General features: G+C 64.3%; 18 protein-coding genes. 13 read left to right on the top strand and 5 right to left on the bottom strand.

Features of this window, described 5'->3' with window-relative positions:
* Positions 1-92 precede the first annotated feature (92 nt).
* Positions 93-308, top strand: coding sequence for a bacterioferritin-associated ferredoxin (locus GSQ95_RS03285; protein WP_158896626.1), 216 nt, complete (start codon positions 93-95; stop codon positions 306-308).
* A gap of 192 nt (positions 309-500) precedes the next feature.
* Positions 501-980, top strand: coding sequence for a bacterioferritin (gene bfr, locus GSQ95_RS03280; RefSeq protein WP_133859422.1), 480 nt, complete (start codon positions 501-503; stop codon positions 978-980).
* 58 nt (positions 981-1,038) lie between these two features.
* On the opposite strand, the gene grxD is transcribed toward bfr, so the two are convergent.
* Entirely contained in the window at positions 1,039-1,365 is a 327-nt protein-coding gene (gene grxD, locus GSQ95_RS03275; protein ID WP_017640308.1) for a Grx4 family monothiol glutaredoxin, read from the bottom strand.
* 246 nt (positions 1,366-1,611) lie between these two features.
* Between grxD and GSQ95_RS03270 the strand changes: the two genes are divergently transcribed.
* Positions 1,612-2,016 (top strand): DUF3597 domain-containing protein, encoded by a 405-nt coding sequence (locus GSQ95_RS03270; RefSeq protein WP_133859423.1) that lies wholly within the window; start codon positions 1,612-1,614, stop codon positions 2,014-2,016.
* A gap of 194 nt (positions 2,017-2,210) precedes the next feature.
* On the top strand, positions 2,211-3,128 hold the full coding sequence (gene argF, locus GSQ95_RS03265; RefSeq protein ID WP_158896625.1) for an ornithine carbamoyltransferase: 918 nt from the start codon (positions 2,211-2,213) through the stop codon (positions 3,126-3,128).
* Positions 3,129-3,173: 45 nt separating this feature from the next.
* Here the strand turns inward: argF and GSQ95_RS03260 are convergent, their stop codons facing one another.
* Complete coding sequence (locus GSQ95_RS03260) at positions 3,174-3,956, bottom strand: PhzF family phenazine biosynthesis protein (RefSeq protein WP_158896624.1); 783 nt, start codon at positions 3,954-3,956, stop codon at positions 3,174-3,176.
* 296 nt (positions 3,957-4,252) lie between these two features.
* On the opposite strand from GSQ95_RS03260, the gene GSQ95_RS03255 reads away from it, so the two are divergent.
* The 5 genes from GSQ95_RS03255 (at position 4,253) to metR (ending at position 10,352) form a co-directional block, all read left to right on the top strand.
* The gene (locus GSQ95_RS03255) at positions 4,253-5,125 is read left to right on the top strand and encodes an MIP/aquaporin family protein (RefSeq protein WP_133859426.1); all 873 of its coding nucleotides are present in this window, start codon (positions 4,253-4,255) and stop codon (positions 5,123-5,125) included.
* Between the two features lie 30 nt (positions 5,126-5,155).
* A complete protein-coding gene (gene glpK, locus GSQ95_RS03250; RefSeq protein ID WP_158896623.1) occupies positions 5,156-6,664 on the top strand; it encodes a glycerol kinase GlpK in 1,509 nt (502 codons plus the stop codon).
* Positions 6,665-6,833: 169 nt separating this feature from the next.
* The gene (locus tag GSQ95_RS03245) at positions 6,834-7,598 is read left to right on the top strand and encodes a DeoR/GlpR family DNA-binding transcription regulator (protein WP_158896622.1); all 765 of its coding nucleotides are present in this window, start codon (positions 6,834-6,836) and stop codon (positions 7,596-7,598) included.
* A gap of 156 nt (positions 7,599-7,754) precedes the next feature.
* Positions 7,755-9,284, top strand: coding sequence for a glycerol-3-phosphate dehydrogenase (gene glpD, locus GSQ95_RS03240; RefSeq protein ID WP_158896621.1), 1,530 nt, complete (start codon positions 7,755-7,757; stop codon positions 9,282-9,284).
* 150 nt (positions 9,285-9,434) lie between these two features.
* Positions 9,435-10,352 (top strand): transcriptional regulator MetR, encoded by a 918-nt coding sequence (gene metR / locus GSQ95_RS03235; protein WP_059227569.1) that lies wholly within the window; start codon positions 9,435-9,437, stop codon positions 10,350-10,352.
* Positions 10,353-10,376: 24 nt separating this feature from the next.
* Here the strand turns inward: metR and GSQ95_RS03230 are convergent, their stop codons facing one another.
* Positions 10,377-10,637 (bottom strand): type B 50S ribosomal protein L31, encoded by a 261-nt coding sequence (locus GSQ95_RS03230; protein WP_133859431.1) that lies wholly within the window; start codon positions 10,635-10,637, stop codon positions 10,377-10,379.
* A 397-nt stretch (positions 10,638-11,034) separates the two neighbouring features.
* Between GSQ95_RS03230 and GSQ95_RS03225 the strand changes: the two genes are divergently transcribed.
* From GSQ95_RS03225 to GSQ95_RS03210, 4 genes are read left to right on the top strand one after another with little or no spacing between them, the layout of a single operon-like run.
* Entirely contained in the window at positions 11,035-12,807 is a 1,773-nt protein-coding gene (locus GSQ95_RS03225) for an N-acetylglutaminylglutamine amidotransferase (protein WP_158896620.1), read from the top strand.
* A 13-nt stretch (positions 12,808-12,820) separates the two neighbouring features.
* Entirely contained in the window at positions 12,821-14,560 is a 1,740-nt protein-coding gene (ngg, locus tag GSQ95_RS03220) for an N-acetylglutaminylglutamine synthetase (protein ID WP_158896619.1), read from the top strand.
* Complete coding sequence (locus GSQ95_RS03215; RefSeq protein ID WP_017640298.1) at positions 14,557-15,744, top strand: osmoprotectant NAGGN system M42 family peptidase; 1,188 nt, start codon at positions 14,557-14,559, stop codon at positions 15,742-15,744. The genes ngg and GSQ95_RS03215 overlap by 4 nt, the downstream gene beginning before the upstream one ends.
* Positions 15,745-15,798: 54 nt before the next feature.
* Entirely contained in the window at positions 15,799-16,029 is a 231-nt protein-coding gene (locus GSQ95_RS03210) for a YheU family protein (protein WP_158896618.1), read from the top strand.
* Between the two features lie 15 nt (positions 16,030-16,044).
* Here the strand turns inward: GSQ95_RS03210 and GSQ95_RS03205 are convergent, their stop codons facing one another.
* Entirely contained in the window at positions 16,045-16,374 is a 330-nt protein-coding gene (locus tag GSQ95_RS03205; protein ID WP_158896617.1) for a YnfA family protein, read from the bottom strand.
* Complete coding sequence (locus tag GSQ95_RS03200) at positions 16,368-17,510, bottom strand: GNAT family N-acetyltransferase (RefSeq protein ID WP_158896616.1); 1,143 nt, start codon at positions 17,508-17,510, stop codon at positions 16,368-16,370. The genes GSQ95_RS03205 and GSQ95_RS03200 overlap by 7 nt, the downstream gene beginning before the upstream one ends.
* Positions 17,511-17,698: the final 188 nt, after the last annotated feature.

Genomic DNA, 17,698 nt, shown 5'->3' with positions numbered 1-17,698 from the left:
GCCGTTAATGAGATTTTGCCGCCTACAACTTTGACAATCATTCTCATTGTCATTAGCTTTGGCGGCACCTCCACTCATCAAGCAGGCGATCCATGTACGTGTGTCTTTGCCGTGGCGTGACCGACAAGCAGATTCGCGAAGCCATCTATGAGGGCTGCTGCAGCTATCGGGAAGTCCGGGAAAGCACGGGTTGCGCCACCCAGTGCGGCAAGTGCGCCTGCCTCGCCAAGCAGGTGGTCAAGGAAACCCTCGGTGAGCTGCAAGGCGCCCAGCAGCTCGCCTATGCGCTGGACGTGCCGCGCGCCTGAGCGATGCCCCTGCAAAAAAAGCCGGACCTTGGGTCCGGCTTTTTTATTGTCTAATCAAACGCTTACGGAAAGGATGGAAAAGCTTTCGATTACCGTTCGATTTTCGTCGATTTTTCAACAACTTAAGCTTTTGACAAAGGGCCCTCCCACGCTCAGACTGCCGGCAATCCCACCCGATTTGCAGGTCCGGCCATGAAAGGCGATATCACCGTCATCCAGCATTTGAACAAGATCCTCGGCAACGAACTGGTGGCCATCAACCAGTATTTCCTGCACTCGCGGATGTACAACGACTGGGGTATCCGCAAACTCGGCCATCACGAGTACAAGGAATCCATCGACGAGATGAAGCACGCCGATCGCCTGATCGAGCGCATCCTGTTCCTGGAAGGCCTGCCCAATCTCCAGGACCTGGGCAAGCTGATGATCGGCGAAAACACCCAGGAGATGATCCAGTGCGACCTGCGCCTGGAAATCAGCGCCGTGGCCGACCTGCGTGAAGCCATCACCTACTGCGAAAGCGTGCGGGACTACGTGAGCCGCGACATGCTCAAGAGCATCCTCGAATCCGAAGAAGAGCATATCGACTGGCTGGAGACCCAGCTGAGTCTGATCGCCAGTGTCGGGATCGAGAACTACATCCAGTCGCAGATGCATGACGACGACGATTGATCGGGCAGCCGCCCATAAAAAAGCCCGCACGCTGCGGGCTTTTTTATGGGCCAGGGACTCAGGCGTCCTTGGTTTCCACGGCTTGCTTGATCAGGGTCTGCAACTCGCCCTTCTCATAGAGCTCGGCCAGGATGTCACTGCCGCCGACCAGCTCACCGCCAACCCACAGCTGGGGGAAGGTCGGCCAGTTGGCGTACTTGGGCAGGTTGGCGCGGATTTCCGGATTCTGCAGGATGTCGACATAGGCGAATTTTTCGCCACAGGCCATCAGCACCTGAGCGGCGCGGGAAGAGAAGCCGCACTGAGGCGCGTTCGGCGAACCCTTCATGTAGAGCAGCACGGGATTGTTGGCAATCTGGTCTTTGATGGTATCGATGATTTCCACGATGCACCTCGCTAATACGGTGGGACGATTGTAACGGAAAGGCCGGTGGAACGCCGGGATTTCCGCGACGTCCAGCCCATGACAGGCGCGGCTCGACCTGCAAATCGACCACGCTCCGGCACCACCGTTCGCCGCCACGACGACGATCCGGCGCGCCGCCGAGCAAACTTTGCGGACGCGGCCGTGGTCAGGTTAAGGGTAGGCGCCGCTCGGTGCGCCTGATCCAACACCCCCCAGGAGAACTCCATGAGCCTGTTCAGCACCATCCTATCCAAGCTCGGCATCGGTGAAGCCCACGCGGACACCTCTGCCGCCGCGCCCACTACCGGCGCCACCGAGACCACCACGCCCGCCGGTAGCACCGCCCCCGCAGGTGCTGGCAGCCATATGAGCCAGGTGGACGTCGCCGCCAAGCTTGACGGTCTGGCCGCCCAGAAAGGCGAACAGCTCAACTGGAAGACCTCCATCGTCGACCTGCTCAAGCTCCTCGACCTGGACAGCAGCCTGACCGCACGCCAGGAACTGGCCAAGGAACTGAACTGCCCCGCCGACAAGCTGGGCGACTCTGCCCAGATGAACATGTGGCTGCACAAGGCCGTTCTGCAGAAGCTGGCCGACAACGGCGGCAACGTCCCCGCCGACCTGCTGTAAGGCGTCTCTCCTCCACTATCCCCGCCCAGGCTAGGCGCCCGAAACGAAGGGCCTAGCCCGGGACGGTGGTAAAATGCGACATGAACTTATACCATTTCGCCTTTGGTCTTTCCGCCGTTTGAAACGGCATGCTCTCAGGTTCGCCGCGTCCTCCGTGGACGGCCGTTACCGGGACGGGACGCTAGGGTAACGAAATGACGGTTCGCCACTTTCTCTCTTTCATGGACTGTTCCCCCGCGGAACTCCGGCAACTCATCGCACGCGGCATCAAGCTCAAGGCCCTGCGCAACGGGGGTGTGCTGCACGAGCCCCTGCGCAATCGCGTCCTGGGCATGATCTTCGAGAAGGCCTCGACCCGTACCCGCCTCTCCTTCGAGGCCGGCATGATCCAGCTCGGCGGCCAGGCGATCTTCCTCTCTTCCCGTGATACCCAACTTGGTCGCGGCGAACCTGTCCCGGACAGCGCCCGCGTCATGTCGAGCATGCTCGACGGCGTGATGATCCGTACCTATGCCCACGAGATGCTCACCACCTTCGCCGCGCACTCCCGGGTACCGGTGATCAATGGCCTGTCGGATGATCTGCACCCCTGCCAGCTGCTCGCCGACATGCAGACCTTCTTCGAACACCGGGGCGATATCCGCGGCAAGACCGTGGCCTGGATCGGCGATGGCAACAACATGTGCAACAGCTACATCGAGGCGGCCGAGCAGCTCGACTTCAGCCTGCGCATCGCCTGCCCGGAAGGCTATGAGCCCAATCCGCGCTTCCTCGAACGCGCCGGCGACCGCGTGCAGCTGACCCGGGATCCACGCGAGGCGGTGGCCCAGGCCCATCTGGTCAGTACCGACGTCTGGACCTCCATGGGCCAAGAGGAGGAAACCCGCCTGCGCCTGGCGGCCTTCAAGCCCTACCAGGTCACCGCCCAACTGCTGGATGGCGCCGCGCCCGACGTGCTGTTCATGCACTGCCTGCCGGCCCACCGCGGGGAAGAGATCAGCCACACCCTGCTGGACGATCCCCGCGCCGTGGTCTGGGACGAAGCCGAAAATCGCCTGCATGCGCAGAAGGCGCTGCTCGAATTCCTCATCAAGCCGCCGCTGCACGCCTGAACCTGGCAGAAGCCTCGGCTGCGTCAGGCAGTCGAGGCCGTTTCGCTACAACAACAGCTGGCCACGCAGCACCGTCACCGCGCGCCCGGCGATACTGACCCGGTCGCCCTCCAGTCGACACCTGAGCTGCCCACCCCGGGCCGAAAGCTGCTGGGCGGTGAGCATCCGCTTGGCCAGCCGGCGCGACCAGTAGGGAATCAGGCTGCAATGCGCCGATCCGGTGACGGGATCTTCATCCACGCCCACCGCCGGGGCGAAGAAGCGCGAAACGAAGTCCACCTCCTGCCCCCGCGCGGTCACGATGACGCCTTGCCAGGGGAGCCGGGCGATGGCCGCCATATCCGGTTTGCAGTCACGCACCGCCTGCTCCGACTCCAGCAGTACCAGCAGCTTGTCTGCCGCCAGGGCATCCACTGGCGAGACCCGCAGGGCGCGTTCCAGCTCGGGAGTGACCCCCTGCTCCGTGGGCACCAGCGCGGGGAAATCCAGCGCCAGCAGCCCATCGGCTTCGCGAAACACCCGCAGGGCACCCGACTGACTGATGAAGTCCAGGCGATCACCTGCTTCGCCATAGACCTCGAACAGGATGTGCGCGGCAGCCAGGGTGGCATGACCGCACAGGGGCATCTCGGTCCGCGGGGTAAACCAGCGGATGCGCCAGGTATCCCCTTCCCACACCACGAAGGCAGTCTCCGAAAGATTGTGCTCGGTGGCGATCCGCTGCAGCAGCTCGTCGGCTGGCCAGCTGTCCAGGCGGTAGACGGCGGCGGGATTGCCACGGAAGGGCTGATCGGTGAAGGCATCGACCTGATGGAATTCTAGGGGCATGCGCGCTACCTGAGCAGAAGAAGGGAAACAGCAAGCATCGACGTCGCGCGGGTATCCGGCCTCTGCTGATCCCTGGCCACGACGGCCACATCTTGAGACCTGCCAATCGGCCGGTTGTCGCCAGAAGTCCTATGACCAAAATAGCAGGCGGCGTCGCATCGGCAATGAATTGTCGAACGTCGTCACTGTTTTTGCGCTCAGGAGCTTTGACAGTTTTCATATTTGAAATTAGATTTTCGGTTGCGAACAAATGGCTCTCCGGCCACCTATAAATACAACAACCACGAGGCTCCTCCATGAGTACTCTTCCGGCTCCAACGCTACGCGGTCAATGCATCGCCGAATTCCTCGGCACAGCCCTCCTCATCTTTTTCGGTACCGGTTGCGTGGCGGCCGCGAAGGTCGGCGGCGCTACTCTCGGCCTCTGGGAGATCAGTATCATCTGGGGCGTCGGCGTGAGCATGGCGGTCTACCTGTCCGCCGGCGTCTCCGGCGCGCATCTCAGTCCGGCCGTCACCATCGCCCTCTGGCTGTTCGGTGGCTTCGAAAGACGCAAGGTCCCGGCTTACATCCTGGCCCAGGTGGCCGGCGCCTTCTGCGGTGCGGCGCTGGTCTACGGCCTCTACAGCAGCCTGTTTTTCGATTATGAACAGGCCCATCACATGGTCCGCGGCAGCCAGGCGAGCCTGGAGCTGGCCGGCGTCTTCTCCACCTATCCCCATCCGTCCCTGTCGGTGGGCCAGGCCTTCCTGGTCGAGGCCGTCATCACCGCCATCCTGCTGGCCATGATCATGGCCCTCACCGATGACGGCAACGGTCTGCCCCGTGGCCCGCTCGCCCCCCTGCTGATCGGCCTGCTGATCGCCGTGATCGGTGGCTCCATGGGTCCGCTGACCGGCTTCGCCATGAACCCGGCTCGCGATTTCGGACCCAAGCTGATGACCTTCTTTGCCGGCTGGGGCGAAATCGCCTTCACCGGTGGCCGTGACATCCCCTACTTCCTGGTGCCCATCTTCGGCCCCATCGTCGGTGCCTGCCTGGGCGCCGCCGGTTACAAGGCGCTGATCTGCCGCCATCTGCCCGGCCTGGCTTCGGGTGCCTGCGACGTCCCGGCCAAGGCCGAGGACAGTGCCCGTACCGAAGTGACCTCCGCCTCCAAAGCGTCCTGATCGCCGCGAATCACAATAAGGAACAAGACCATGACCGACCAGAACAAGCAGTACATCGTCGCGCTCGACCAGGGCACCACCAGCTCGCGCGCCATCGTGCTGGACCGCAATGCCAACGTGGTGACCATCGCCCAGCGCGAATTCGCGCAGATCTACCCGCAGGCCGGCTGGGTCGAGCATGACCCCATGGAGATCTGGGCCACCCAGAGCGCGGTGTTCGTCGAGGCGCTGGCCCAGGCCAGCATCAGCAACGAGCAGATCGCCGCCATCGGCATCACCAATCAGCGCGAAACCGCCATCGTCTGGGACAAGACCACCGGTCGTCCCATCTACAACGCCATCGTCTGGCAGAGCCGCCAGAGCACCGCGATCTGCGACCAGCTCAAGCGCGACGGCATGGAAGACCATATCCGCAAGACCACCGGCCTGGTGATCGACCCCTACTTCTCGGGCACCAAGATCAAGTGGATCCTCGACCATGTCGAAGGCAGCCGTGAACGCGCCCGCCGCGGCGAGCTGCTGTTCGGTACCGTCGATACCTGGCTGATCTGGAAGATGACCCAGGGTCAGGCCCACGTGACCGACTACACCAACGCCTCGCGCACCCTGCTGTTCGATATCCACAAGCGCGAGTGGGACGCCACCATGCTCGAGGTGCTGGACATCCCGCGCGAGATGCTGCCGGAAGTGAAGTCCTCCTCCGAGGTCTATGGCCACGCGCACCTGGGTAGCAGCCAGACCACCGGGATCCCCATCGCCGGTATCGCCGGCGACCAGCAGGCGGCGCTGTTCGGCCAGATGTGCGTGGAACCCGGCCAGGCCAAGAACACCTATGGCACCGGTTGCTTCCTGCTGATGAACACCGGCGAGAAGGCGGTACAGTCCCAGCACGGCCTGCTGACCACCATCGCCTGCGGTCCGCGCGGCGAGGTCAACTACGCCCTGGAAGGCGCCATCTTCAACGGTGGCTCCACCGTCCAGTGGCTGCGCGACGAACTCAAGGTGATCAACGACTCCCTGGACTCCGAGTACTTCGCCACCAAGGTGACCGACAGCAACGGCGTCTACCTGGTCCCGGCCTTCACCGGCCTGGGCGCGCCCTACTGGGATCCCTATGCCCGCGGCGCGCTGTTCGGCCTGACCCGTGGCGTCAAGGTGGACCACATTATCCGCGCCACCCTGGAATCCATCGCCTTCCAGACCCGCGATGTGCTGGATGCCATGCAGCAGGATGCCGGCGAAGCCCTGAAGTCCCTGCGGGTGGACGGTGGCGCCACCGCCAACAACTTCCTGATGCAGTTCCAGTCGGACGTGCTCGGCACCCGGGTCGAGCGGCCGGTAATGAAGGAGACCACCGCCCTTGGCGCGGCCTACCTGGCCGGTCTCGCCACCGGTTTCTGGAGCAGCCTGGACGAGTTGCGCAGCAAGAGCACCATCGAACGGGTCTTCGAGCCGGCCTGCGACCCGACCAAGAGAGACACCCTGTACAAGGGCTGGAAAAAGGCCGTCGAGCGTACCCGCGGCTGGGCCCTGGACTGAGTGACTCCGTTGCGGAGGCTGCCGGCGGTTGCCCGGCGGCCTTCCGGACGGCTCCCCATGAGACCGGCGTCTTCCGACGCCGGTCTTGCTTTGCGCGACAAGCGCTTTCCACCCGGAAAGACCTACGGCATCCTCTGTGAATTTACTCGATCACCTCAAGGAAGCCGCAATGAGCCTGGCGCCTCGCCAACAGCAGATTCTCGAACTGGTCCGTGAGCGCGGCTACGTCAGCATCGAAGAGCTGGCCCAGCATTTCTCCGTTACCCCGCAGACGATCCGCCGCGACATCAACCAGCTTGCCGAGGCCGGCCTGCTGCGGCGCTACCATGGCGGCGCTGCCCACGACTCCAGCGTGGAAAACACCGAATACAGCATGAGGGCCGGCCAGATGCGCGAGGAGAAGCGCCTGATCGCCGAAGCCGTGGCCGCCACCGTACCCGACCATGCCTCGCTGTTCATCAACATCGGCACCACCACCGAGGCCATCGCCCATGCCCTGCTCGGGCATCGCAGCCTCAAGGTCATTACCAACAACCTCCACGTGGCCAACATCCTCAGTGCCAAGGACGACTTCGACGTCCTGATCGCCAGCGGCAAGGTGCGCAGCGACGGCGGCGTGGTGGGCCAGGCGACCGCCGACTTCATCAAGCAGTTCAAGGTCGACTATGCCCTGGTCGGCATCAGCGGCATCGACGAGGACGGCACCCTGCTGGACTTCGACTACCAGGAGGTCTGCGTGTCCCAGGCCATCATCCATAACGCCCGCCAGGTGTTTCTTGCCGCCGATTCCAGCAAGTTCGGCCGCAACGCCATGATCCGCCTAGGCAGCCTGGAACAGATCGACCAGCTCTTCACCGAGCGCGAGCCGTCACCCGCCTTCGCCCGCTGCCTGCAGGAATGGCAGGTCAAGGTGGAAGTGGCGCGCCCGCGCTGACCCTCCATGGCGACGACCATTCGTCGCCTGGCTTCGCTCTATATTCGTTTTTTTTCGTTTTAGTGGTCTGAAGACACAGACCTGGCTAGAACCTGAGTTTTTGCTGGGCTATTATGTTCGAAACCGAATAATTATGTTCGTTTCACAGGAGGCACCATGGCCCAGGCACCCACTGCAACTCCCCGGATTTACGATCTCGCCGTCATCGGCGGTGGCATCAACGGCGTAGGCATCGCGGCCGATGCCGCCGGTCGGGGTCTGTCGGTGTTTCTCTGTGAACGCGACGACCTGGCGAGCCATACCTCGTCCGCCAGCAGCAAGCTGATCCACGGCGGCCTGCGCTATCTGGAACATCACGAATTCCGCCTGGTGCGCGAAGCCCTCGCCGAGCGTGAGGTGCTGCTGGCCAAGGCACCCCATATCGTCAAGCCGATGCGCTTCGTCCTGCCCCACCGCCCGCACCTGCGCCCGGCGTGGATGATCCGCGCCGGTCTCTTCCTTTATGACCACCTTGGCAAGCGCGAAAAGCTGCCGGGTTCCCGTGGCCTGAAGTTCGATGCCCAGGGCCCGCTCAAGGCCGAGATCAAGCGCGGCTTCGAATATTCCGACTGCTGGGTGGACGATGCCCGCCTAGTGGTGCTCAACGCCATGCAGGCGCGTGACAAGGGTGCCGACATCGTGACCCGCACTCGCTGCGTCAGCGCCCGTCGCGTCGAAGGTCACTGGGAGGTCGAGGTCGAAGGTCCTCAAGGGCGCCAGCAGATCCGCGCCAAGGGCCTGGTCAACGCCGCCGGCCCCTGGGTCGCCAGCTTCATTCGCCAGGACCTGCAGCAGAAGTCGCCCTACGGGATCCGCCTGATCCAGGGCAGCCATGTCATCGTGCCCAAGCTGTACGAAGGCGAGCAGGCCTACATCATGCAGAACGAAGATCGCCGCATCGTCTTCGCCATTCCCTATCTCGGCCAGTACACCATGGTCGGTACCACGGATCGCGAGTACCAGGGCGATCCGGCCAAGGTGACCATCACCGACCAGGAAATCGACTACGTGCTGGGCGTGGCCAATGCCCACTTCCGCAAGCAGCTCAGCCGCGACGACGTTCTGCATACCTTCTCCGGCGTACGCCCGCTGTGCGACGACGAATCGGACAACCCTTCCGCCATCACCCGCGACTACACCCTGTCGCTGGCCGAGGAGCAGGGTGCCCCGCTGCTGTCGGTGTTCGGGGGCAAGCTGACCACCTACCGCAAGCTCGCCGAGTCGGCGATGGCGCAGTTGCAGCCCTTCTTCCCGCAGCTGGGCAACAGCTGGACCGCATCGGCACCGCTGCCCGGTGGCGAGAACATGACCACACCCCAGGCGCTGACCCGCGAGTTGCTGGACAAGGTCAGTGGTCTGACGCCGGCCCTCGCGCAGCGTTGGGCAACCACCTATGGCAGCCGGGTCTGGACCCTGCTGGGTGACGGACGCTCGGTGGAGACGCTGGGCGAGGTGATAGGTGGCGACCTGTACGCGCGGGAAGTCGAGTACCTGCAGCGATACGAGTGGGTCACCAGTGCCGATGACGTGCTCTGGCGGCGGACCAAGCTGGGCCTGGTGTTCAACGATGCCGAACGGGCTGCGCTGGAAGACTTCCTTGCGCACTCGGAACCTGCCCAGGCCAGCAAGGACAGCAACGCCGCCTGAGTGGGATGCTGGTCTGTCCCCGGGCGGGCAACCTGCTCGGGGGCAATCGTCTCATCAATCGCAGTGGATTCTGCAATAACTGGCGCGGCGAAAGATGGCCAGCACCATGAAAAGTCTTCATAATGCGGCTTTATCTCCAGCGCCAGCGCCATGTTCGAACTCCGTCACCTGAAAACCCTGCATGCTCTCCGCGAATCCTCCAGCCTGGTGGAAGCCGCGGAGCGCCTGCACCTAACCCAATCCGCCCTCTCCCATCAGTTCAAGGAACTGGAAGAGCGCCTGGGTACCCCACTGTTCATCCGCAAGACCAAGCCCATCCGCTTCACCAGTGCCGGCCTGCGGCTGCTGCAGACCGCAGACGCGGTGCTGCCGCATCTGCGCAGTGCCGAGCGGGACCTGGCGCGGCTGGTGGGCGGGACCGCGGGACGGCTGCACATGGCCATCGAATGCCACAGCTGCTTCCAGTGGCTGATGCCCACCATCGACCAATTCCGTGATTCCTGGCCGGAAGTGGAGCTGGACCTGGCCTCCGGGTTCTCCTTCGCGCCCCTGCCGGCCCTGGCCCGAGGCGATCTGGATCTGGTGGTGACGGCCGATCCGGTGGACCTTTCGGGCGTCACCTACGTGCCACTGTTCACCTACGAGGCCCTGCTGGCGGTGGCCAACCAGCATCCGCTGGCGCAGCGTCCCTATATCGTCCCTGAGGACCTCGCCCAGGAAACGCAGATCACCTATCCGGTGGAACGCGATCGACTGGATATCTTCACCCGCTTTCTCGATCCGGCCGACGTCGAGCCGCTGTCGATTCGCACGGCGGAGATGACGGTGATGATGCTGCAGCTGGTGGCGTCGGGTCGTGGCGTCTGCTGCCTGCCCAACTGGGCGATTCACGAATACAGCTCACGCGGCTATGTCACCGCGCGCCGACTCGGTGAGAAGGGGCTGTATGCGACGCTCTATGCGGCGATCCGCGAAGACATGCTGGAGGCGCCTTTCATGCAGGATTTCCTGCTGACTGCCAAGGACACCTCCTTCGCCACCCTGGAAGGGGTCAGCAGCGCGCGCTGAGTCGGCGCGCTGCTCGCGGGGGGCTTACTTGCTGTTGCCGCCCGGGAAGCCGGCGAACTTCTTGTTGAAGCTCGAGACACGACCTTCGACCTTCATCTGGCGCTGCTCGCCGGTGTAGATAGGGTGGGAGGCGCTGGATACGTCCAGGCTGATGTAGGGATAGGTCTCCCCTTCATATTCCTGGGTCCGATCGCTCTCGGCGGTGGAGCGGATGAGGAAGTAGGTGTCCGAGGTGGTGTCATGGAACAGCACGGGACGGTAGTTGGGATGGATACCGGGTCTCATGAGGCGTCTCCTGGTCTGGGGCGTCGACGACGACAAGTCATCGCTGGGCCTGATAAAGATACATTATAACATAAGCAAGCCAGTTTGACAGCCGCTCCTGTGACGGTGGCGGCAGCCACGGGCTTTTCGATGGAACCATCCGCCGCGCCTGGGGCTCGTAACCTGAGGCCCTGACCGGCGGCACCCCACCCTCTCTGAGACCTGCTGTCGGTCAATGCGTGCGTTCAGACCTGGAGCGCCAGACAGACGACCTGTCCGCTCCACGCCTCCCACACGCACAGTGCCCCTGCATTGGCTTCTCAAGGATCGCGAGAAGTCCACACGCATTGGATGCGCACGCCGGGTTCGGGATTGAACTCACCGCGCCGCATCCCAAGGATTCAAGAGGCACAGAACCATGTGCGGCATCGCCGGAGAGCTTCGTTTCGATCAACAACCCGCACACATCAGCGTGGTGGAGCGTATTACCCACCGCCTCGAACAGCGCGGACCCGATGCCTGGGGCTTCCACAGCCAGGGACCGGTCGCCCTGGGCCATCGCCGGCTGAAGATCATGGATCTGGCGGAAGCTTCGGGCCAACCCATGATCGAGCCGGAACTGGGTCTGTCCATGGTGTTCAACGGCGCCATCTACAACTATCCGGAACTGCGTATCGAGCTGGAAGCCAAGGGTTATAGCTTTTATTCCGGGGGTGACACCGAGATCCTGCTCAAGGCCTATCACGCCTGGGGCAAGGACATGCTGCCCAAGCTCAATGGCATGTTCGCCTTCGCCATCTGGGAGCGTGACAGTGGCCGGCTGTTCATCGCCCGGGATCGCCTGGGGATCAAGCCACTGTATCTCTCGTTCACCGACAAGCGCCTGAGATTCGCTTCCAGCCTGCCGGCCCTGCTGGAAGCCGGTGACATCGACACCCGTATCGATCCAGTCGCCCTCAATCACTACCTGAACTTCCATGCGGTGGTACCGGCGCCGCGCACCATCCTGCAAGGCGTGCAGAAGCTGCCGCCGGCGACCTGGATGACCGTGGATGCGTCCGGCCAGCAGCACCAGGAGACCTGGTGGAACCTGGACTACGGCCCCCGTGAAGACGAGCGCCGCTATACCCTGGACGACTGGGCCGAGCGGGTCCTGCAGGGTCTCAAGGACGCCGTGGCGATTCGCCAGCGTGCGGCGCGCGAGGTCGGGGTGCTGCTGTCCGGTGGGGTGGATTCCAGTCTGCTGGTGGGCCTGCTGCACGATTCGGGGGTCAAGGACCTGCTGACCTTCTCGATCGGCTTCGAGGATGCCGGTGGCGAGCGCGGCGACGAATTCCAGTATTCCGATCTGATCGCCAATCACTACGGCACTCGCCACCATCAACTGCGCATCGCCGAAGACGAGATCATCCAGCAACTGCCGCGTGCCTTCTCCGCCATGAGCGAGCCGATGGTCAGTCACGACTGCATCGCCTTCTACCTGCTGTCGCGCGAGGTCTCCAAGCACTGCAAGGTGGTGCAGAGCGGTCAGGGTGCGGACGAACTCTTCGCCGGCTACCACTGGTATCCCCAGGTACATGGCGCCGCCGATCCCTTCGCCGCCTACCGCGCCGCCTTCTTCGATCGCGACTACGCCCAGTACGCCGCCACCGTGCAGGCGGGTGTGCGCCTGGAGGAGGACGCCGCCGAAGCCTTCGTCCGTCAGCACTTCGCCAAGCCGGGCGCCAGCGCCGGGGTCGACAAGGCCCTGCGCCTGGACAGCACCGTGATGCTGGTGGATGACCCGGTCAAGCGGGTCGACAACATGACCATGGCGTGGGGCCTGGAAGCCCGGGTGCCCTTCCTCGACTATCGCCTGGCTGAACTCTCGGCGCGCATTCCCGCCGAGTTCAAATTGGGCGATGGCGGCAAGCAGGTACTCAAGGCCGCCGCGCGCAAGGTCATTCCTCAAGAGGTGATCGACCGACCCAAGGGCTATTTCCCGGTGCCGGGCCTCAAGCACCTGGAAGGCAACACCCTGACCTGGGTCCGCGAACTGCTGCTGGATCCCAGCCAGGATCGCGGCCTGTTCGACACCGCCGAGATCGATCGGCTGCTGACCAATCCGGCCGATCGCATCACGCCCCTGCGCGGTTCCAAGCTCTGGCAACTCGCCGCGCTCAACCTCTGGATGAGCGAACACGGACTGTGAGGGTGCAAGACGCATGAAAGCGACCAGCTACAACCAGCGCCTCCAGCGTGCCCAGACGCCCTCCTACGAACGGCTGCAGGCACGCCTGGCGGAAGGCGACCAGCCAACCTGCCAGCCGCTCGCCCTGCAGTGTGGCTGGGGGCGGTTGCTTATCGGCCATACCTATCCCGACCCCGCCAGTCTGGCCAAGGAACTGCTCACCGAAACGCCCGGAGAACGCGACATCGCCCTCTATGTGGCCGCGCCCCATCAGGTGCTGGCCCAGGCGCCACAACAGCTGTTTCTCGACCCCAGCGATACCCTGCGGATCTGGTTCAGTGACTATCGCCCAGCCCGCCGGATCTACCGCGGCTTTCGTATTCGCCGCGCTTGCTCCGCGCAGGACTGGAGCGAGATCAACCGGCTCTATCAGCAGCGCCATATGCTGCCCGTCGACACCGAGCGGCTGACGCCGCGGCACAAGGGTGGTCCGGTCTACTGGCTGGCGGAAGACGACGACAGCGGCGCCATCATCGGCTCGGTGATGGGTCTCAATCACGTCAAGGCCTTCCGGGATCCCGATGGCGGCTCCTCGCTGTGGTGCCTGGCGGTCTCGCCCGAGTGCAGCCGACCCGGTGTCGGCGAGGCGCTGGTGCGCCATCTGATCGAACACTATGCCAGTCGCGGCCTCGCCTTCCTGGATCTGTCGGTGCTGCATGACAACCTGCAGGCCAAGCGACTCTACGACAAGCTGGGTTTCCGCCCGCTGCAGACCTTCGCCATCAAGTGCAAGAACGGCATCAATCAGACGCTGTTCCTCGGCCCCGGCCCTGCCGCCGAGCTGAATCCCTATGCACGCATCATCGTCGACGAAGCCCTGCGGCGCGGCATCGAGGTGCAGGTGGACGATGCCGAAGGCGGCCTCTTCACCCTGATCCAGGGCAACCGGCGCATCCGCTGCCGCGAATCCCTCACCGACCTCACCTCGGCAGTCACCATGACCCTCTGCGCCGACAAGGTGCTGACCAGTCGCGCCCTGGCCCGCGCCGGGTTGAAAGTCCCCGAGCAGCAACTGGCGGGCAGCGACGAAGACAACACCGCCTTTCTGGAGAAGCATGGCGCCCTGGTGGTCAAGCCGGTCAATGGCGAACAGGGCAAGGGCGTGGCCGTGGACATCCGCGACGCCGAGCACCTTGCCACCGCCATCCAGGCGGCGCGGCGCCATGATGATCGCGTGCTGCTGGAAAGCTTTCACCAGGGCCTCGACCTGCGGGTGGTGGTCATTGGTCACGAGGTGGTGGCCGCGGCCATTCGCCGGCCGGCGGAAATCGTCGGCGATGGCCAGCACAGCGTCCGGGACCTGATCGAAGCCCAGAGCCGACGCCGTCAGGCCGCTACCGGCGGCGAGTCGCGCATCCCGATGGATGAGGAAACCGAACGCGCCATCCGCGGCGCCGGTCACGACTGGGACAGCGTGCTGCCCGCCGGCACCCACCTGGCCGTGCGCAAGACGGCCAACCTGCATACTGGCGGCATCCTGGAGGATGTCACCGATAGTCTGCATCCGGTGGTTGCTGACGCGGCCATCCAGGCAGCGCGCGCTCTGGACATCCCGGTCACCGGCATGGACCTGCTGGTCCCAGCCGCCGACTCACCCGACTACGTCATTATCGAAGCCAACGAGCGACCGGGCCTGGCCAACCACGAGCCGCGTCCCACCGCCGAACGCTTCATCGACCTGCTGTTCCCGCTGTCCCGGGAGGTTCCGCTATGAATCGCTTGCCCGAGCCCGATCTGGATTACCTGCGCAAGGTCCTGCTGGACATGCTGGCGATCCCCAGCCCCACGGGCTTCACCGACACCATCGTCATGTACGTCGCCGAACGGCTCAACGAACTGGACATCCCCTTCGAGCTGACCCGCCGCGGCACCATCCGCGCCACCATCAAGGGCCACAAGGAGAGTCCGGATCGCGCCGTCTCCGCGCATCTGGACACCATTGGCGCCATCGTCCGCGAGATCAAGGACAACGGCCGTCTGGGCCTGGCGGCCGTGGGCCACTGGTCGAGCCGCTTCGCCGAAGGCAGCCGCGTCAGCCTGTTCACCGATGACGGTACCCTGAGAGGCAGCGTGCTGCCACTGCTGGCCTCCGGCCACGCCTTCAACACCGAAATCGACAAGATGCCGGTGACCTGGGACCACATCGAATTGCGCCTGGACGCCGTGACCAAGAGTCGCCACGAGACCGAGCAGCTGGGCGTGCAGGTCGGCGACTTCGTCGCCTTCGATCCGCTGCCGGAGTTCACCGACAGCGGCTACATCAGTTCGCGCCATCTGGACGACAAGGCCGGCGTCGCCGCCCTGCTCACCGCCTTGAAGATGCTCAAGGAAACCGGCCAGACCCCACCCATCGATTGCCACCCGCTGTTCACCATCACCGAGGAGGTGGGCTCGGGCGCCGCCGGTGCCCTGCCCTGGGACGTCAGCGAATTCGTCGGCATCGACATCGCCCCCGTGGCGCCCGGACAGCGCTCCGACGAGCACCGCGTCAGCGTGGCCATGCAGGACTCCGCTGGCCCTTACGACTATCACCTGTCACGGCACCTGCTGCGCCTGGCGCAACGCAACGACATCCCGGTGCGCCGTGACCTGTTCCGCTACTACTACAGCGACGCCCACTCGGCGATCAGTTCCGGCCAGGACGTGCGGGTCGCCCTGCTGGCCTTCGGCTGCGACGCCACCCACGGCTACGAACGCACCCATATCGTCAGCCTGGCGGCGCTCAGCCAGCTGCTGACCGGCTACATGCTCAGCCCGCCGGTGTTCGACAGCGATGCGCAACCGGCCGACAGCTCGCTGGATCGGTTCGGTCACCAGCTGCTGCCGGAAGACACCCAGATGGACAACCAGACGCACCTGCCGCCGCTGGAGGAGGTCGTCGGCGACGGCAGCAAATAGCGTTCGAACCAAGCGCCTGGGGTATCCTGGGCGCCTTTTTCCAGGCACCTCTCGATGATCATCCCCCACGACCAGCTCGCTGCCGCCACCCTCGACAACCTGCTGGAAGACTTCGTCACCCGCGACGGCACCGACAACGGTGACGAAACCCCCCTGGCGACCCGTACCCAGCGCGCTCGCCGTGCCCTGGAAACCGGCGAGGCCGTCATCCTCTTCGATCCGGACAGTGCGCTGTGCCAGCTGGTACTGCGCCGCGATGTACCGCCCGAATTGCTGAACGACTAGCGCGCCTCGCGCCTGTCAGGCACTGCCGCGCGGCGCCAGCAGGATCACCAGCGCCCCGGCCACGCACAGCAGCCCGCCCGCCAGATCCGTCCAGGTCGGTCGGGTGCGCTCGACCAGCGCCAGCCAGCCCAGCGACGCCACCACATAGATGCCGCCATAGGCCGCATAGGCGCGCCCGGCGTAGGCCGACTCGATACGGGTCAGTAGCAGGGCGAAGAGCACCAGGCTGGCAAGCCCGGGCGCTATCCACCAGGGACTGCGATCCAGCCGTAGCCAGAGCCAGAAGGCATAGCAGCCGGCGATCTCGAACAGCGCCGCCAAGAAGAACCAGAGATAGCTCAGCATGGCGCCGCGCCGTCTTCCTGGCGATAGGGCAAGGCCTCGGCGGCCCGCCGCGCATAGGCCTGAACGCCTTCGCGCTCCTGGTCGAGAAACTCCGCCACGGCCGCTCTCAGGCCCGGATGCACCAGGTAATGCCAGGAGCGGGTCAGGGTCGGCTCGAAGCCGCGAATCAGCTTGTGCTCGCCCTGGGCGCCGGCATCGAAGCGCTGCAACCCTTCGGCGATGGCGTATTCGATGCCCTGGTAGAAACAGGTCTCGAAATGCAGCTGGTCGAATTCCTGCATGCAACCCCAGTAACGGCCATAGAGGGTGTCACCGTCCTTGAGATAGAAGGCCATGGCCACCGGCCGACTGCCCTGGCGGACCAGCACCACCCGAATCGCCGCGGGCAGCCGTTCGGCCAGCAGACTGAAGAAGGCGCGGGTCAGATAGGGATCCTGGTCACGCACCTCGTAGGTGTTGGCGTAGCAGGCATAGACGAAGTCCCACTCGGCTTCGCTCAGCTCATCGCCCTTACGCCACTCGAAACTCACCCCCAGGCCGCCGACCTGGTCGCGTTCCTTGCGCAGCTGCTTGCGCTTGCGCGAGGTCAGGGCGGCGAGGAAGTCGCCATAGTCGCGATAGCCGCGGTTATGCCAGTGGAACTGGCAGCCAAGCCGCGCCAGCCAGCCCTCGCGATCCTGGAGCAGGGCATCGGCCTTGGGATCGGTGAAGTTCACATGCAGGCTGGAGAGCTCCAGATCGGCCAGGCTGCTCGTGGTGGCGTCGAGCAGGGTTGCGCAGGCAGCCGGATCGCCCAGCAGGCGCGCGCCCTGCACCGGTGAAAAGGGCACCGCGGCCAGCAGCTTGGGATAGTAGTCGATCCCGGCACGGCGGCAGGCATCGGCCCAGGCCCAGTCGAAGACGTATTCGCCATAGGAGTGCATCTTCAGATAGGCCGGCATCGCGGCCCGCAGGTGCCCCTGGTCATCCTTGAGGATCTGGTGCGCCGGCTGCCAGCCGGTCCCCTGCCCCAGGCTGCCACTGTCTTCCAGGGTGGCAAGGAATTCATGCCGCAGAAAGGGCTGGTCGTCCGCCAGCAGCGCGTTCCACGCGGCGGCAGGCACCTGGGCCAGGCTGTAGAGATACTCGACGATCATCCCACTCCCCTTGCTTGGACTCGGCCTACAGGTCTAACACAGATGAGTACCCGTACGGGCACCTGTGAAAGACTCTGGCGGCGGGCTTTCGTGCGGACGAAAAAAAACCGCCGTGAGGCGGTTTCCTTCGAGTGTGGCGTCCCCTAGGGGACTCGAACCCCTGTTACCGCCGTGAAAGGGCGGTGTCC

Source organism: Pseudomonas sp. BAV 4579, assembly GCF_009765395.1.
GTDB lineage: Bacteria > Pseudomonadota > Gammaproteobacteria > Pseudomonadales > Pseudomonadaceae > Chryseomonas > Chryseomonas aestiva.
The sequence above is the reverse complement of the archived record's forward strand: the minus strand, read 5'-3'. Positions and strand labels throughout refer to the sequence as shown.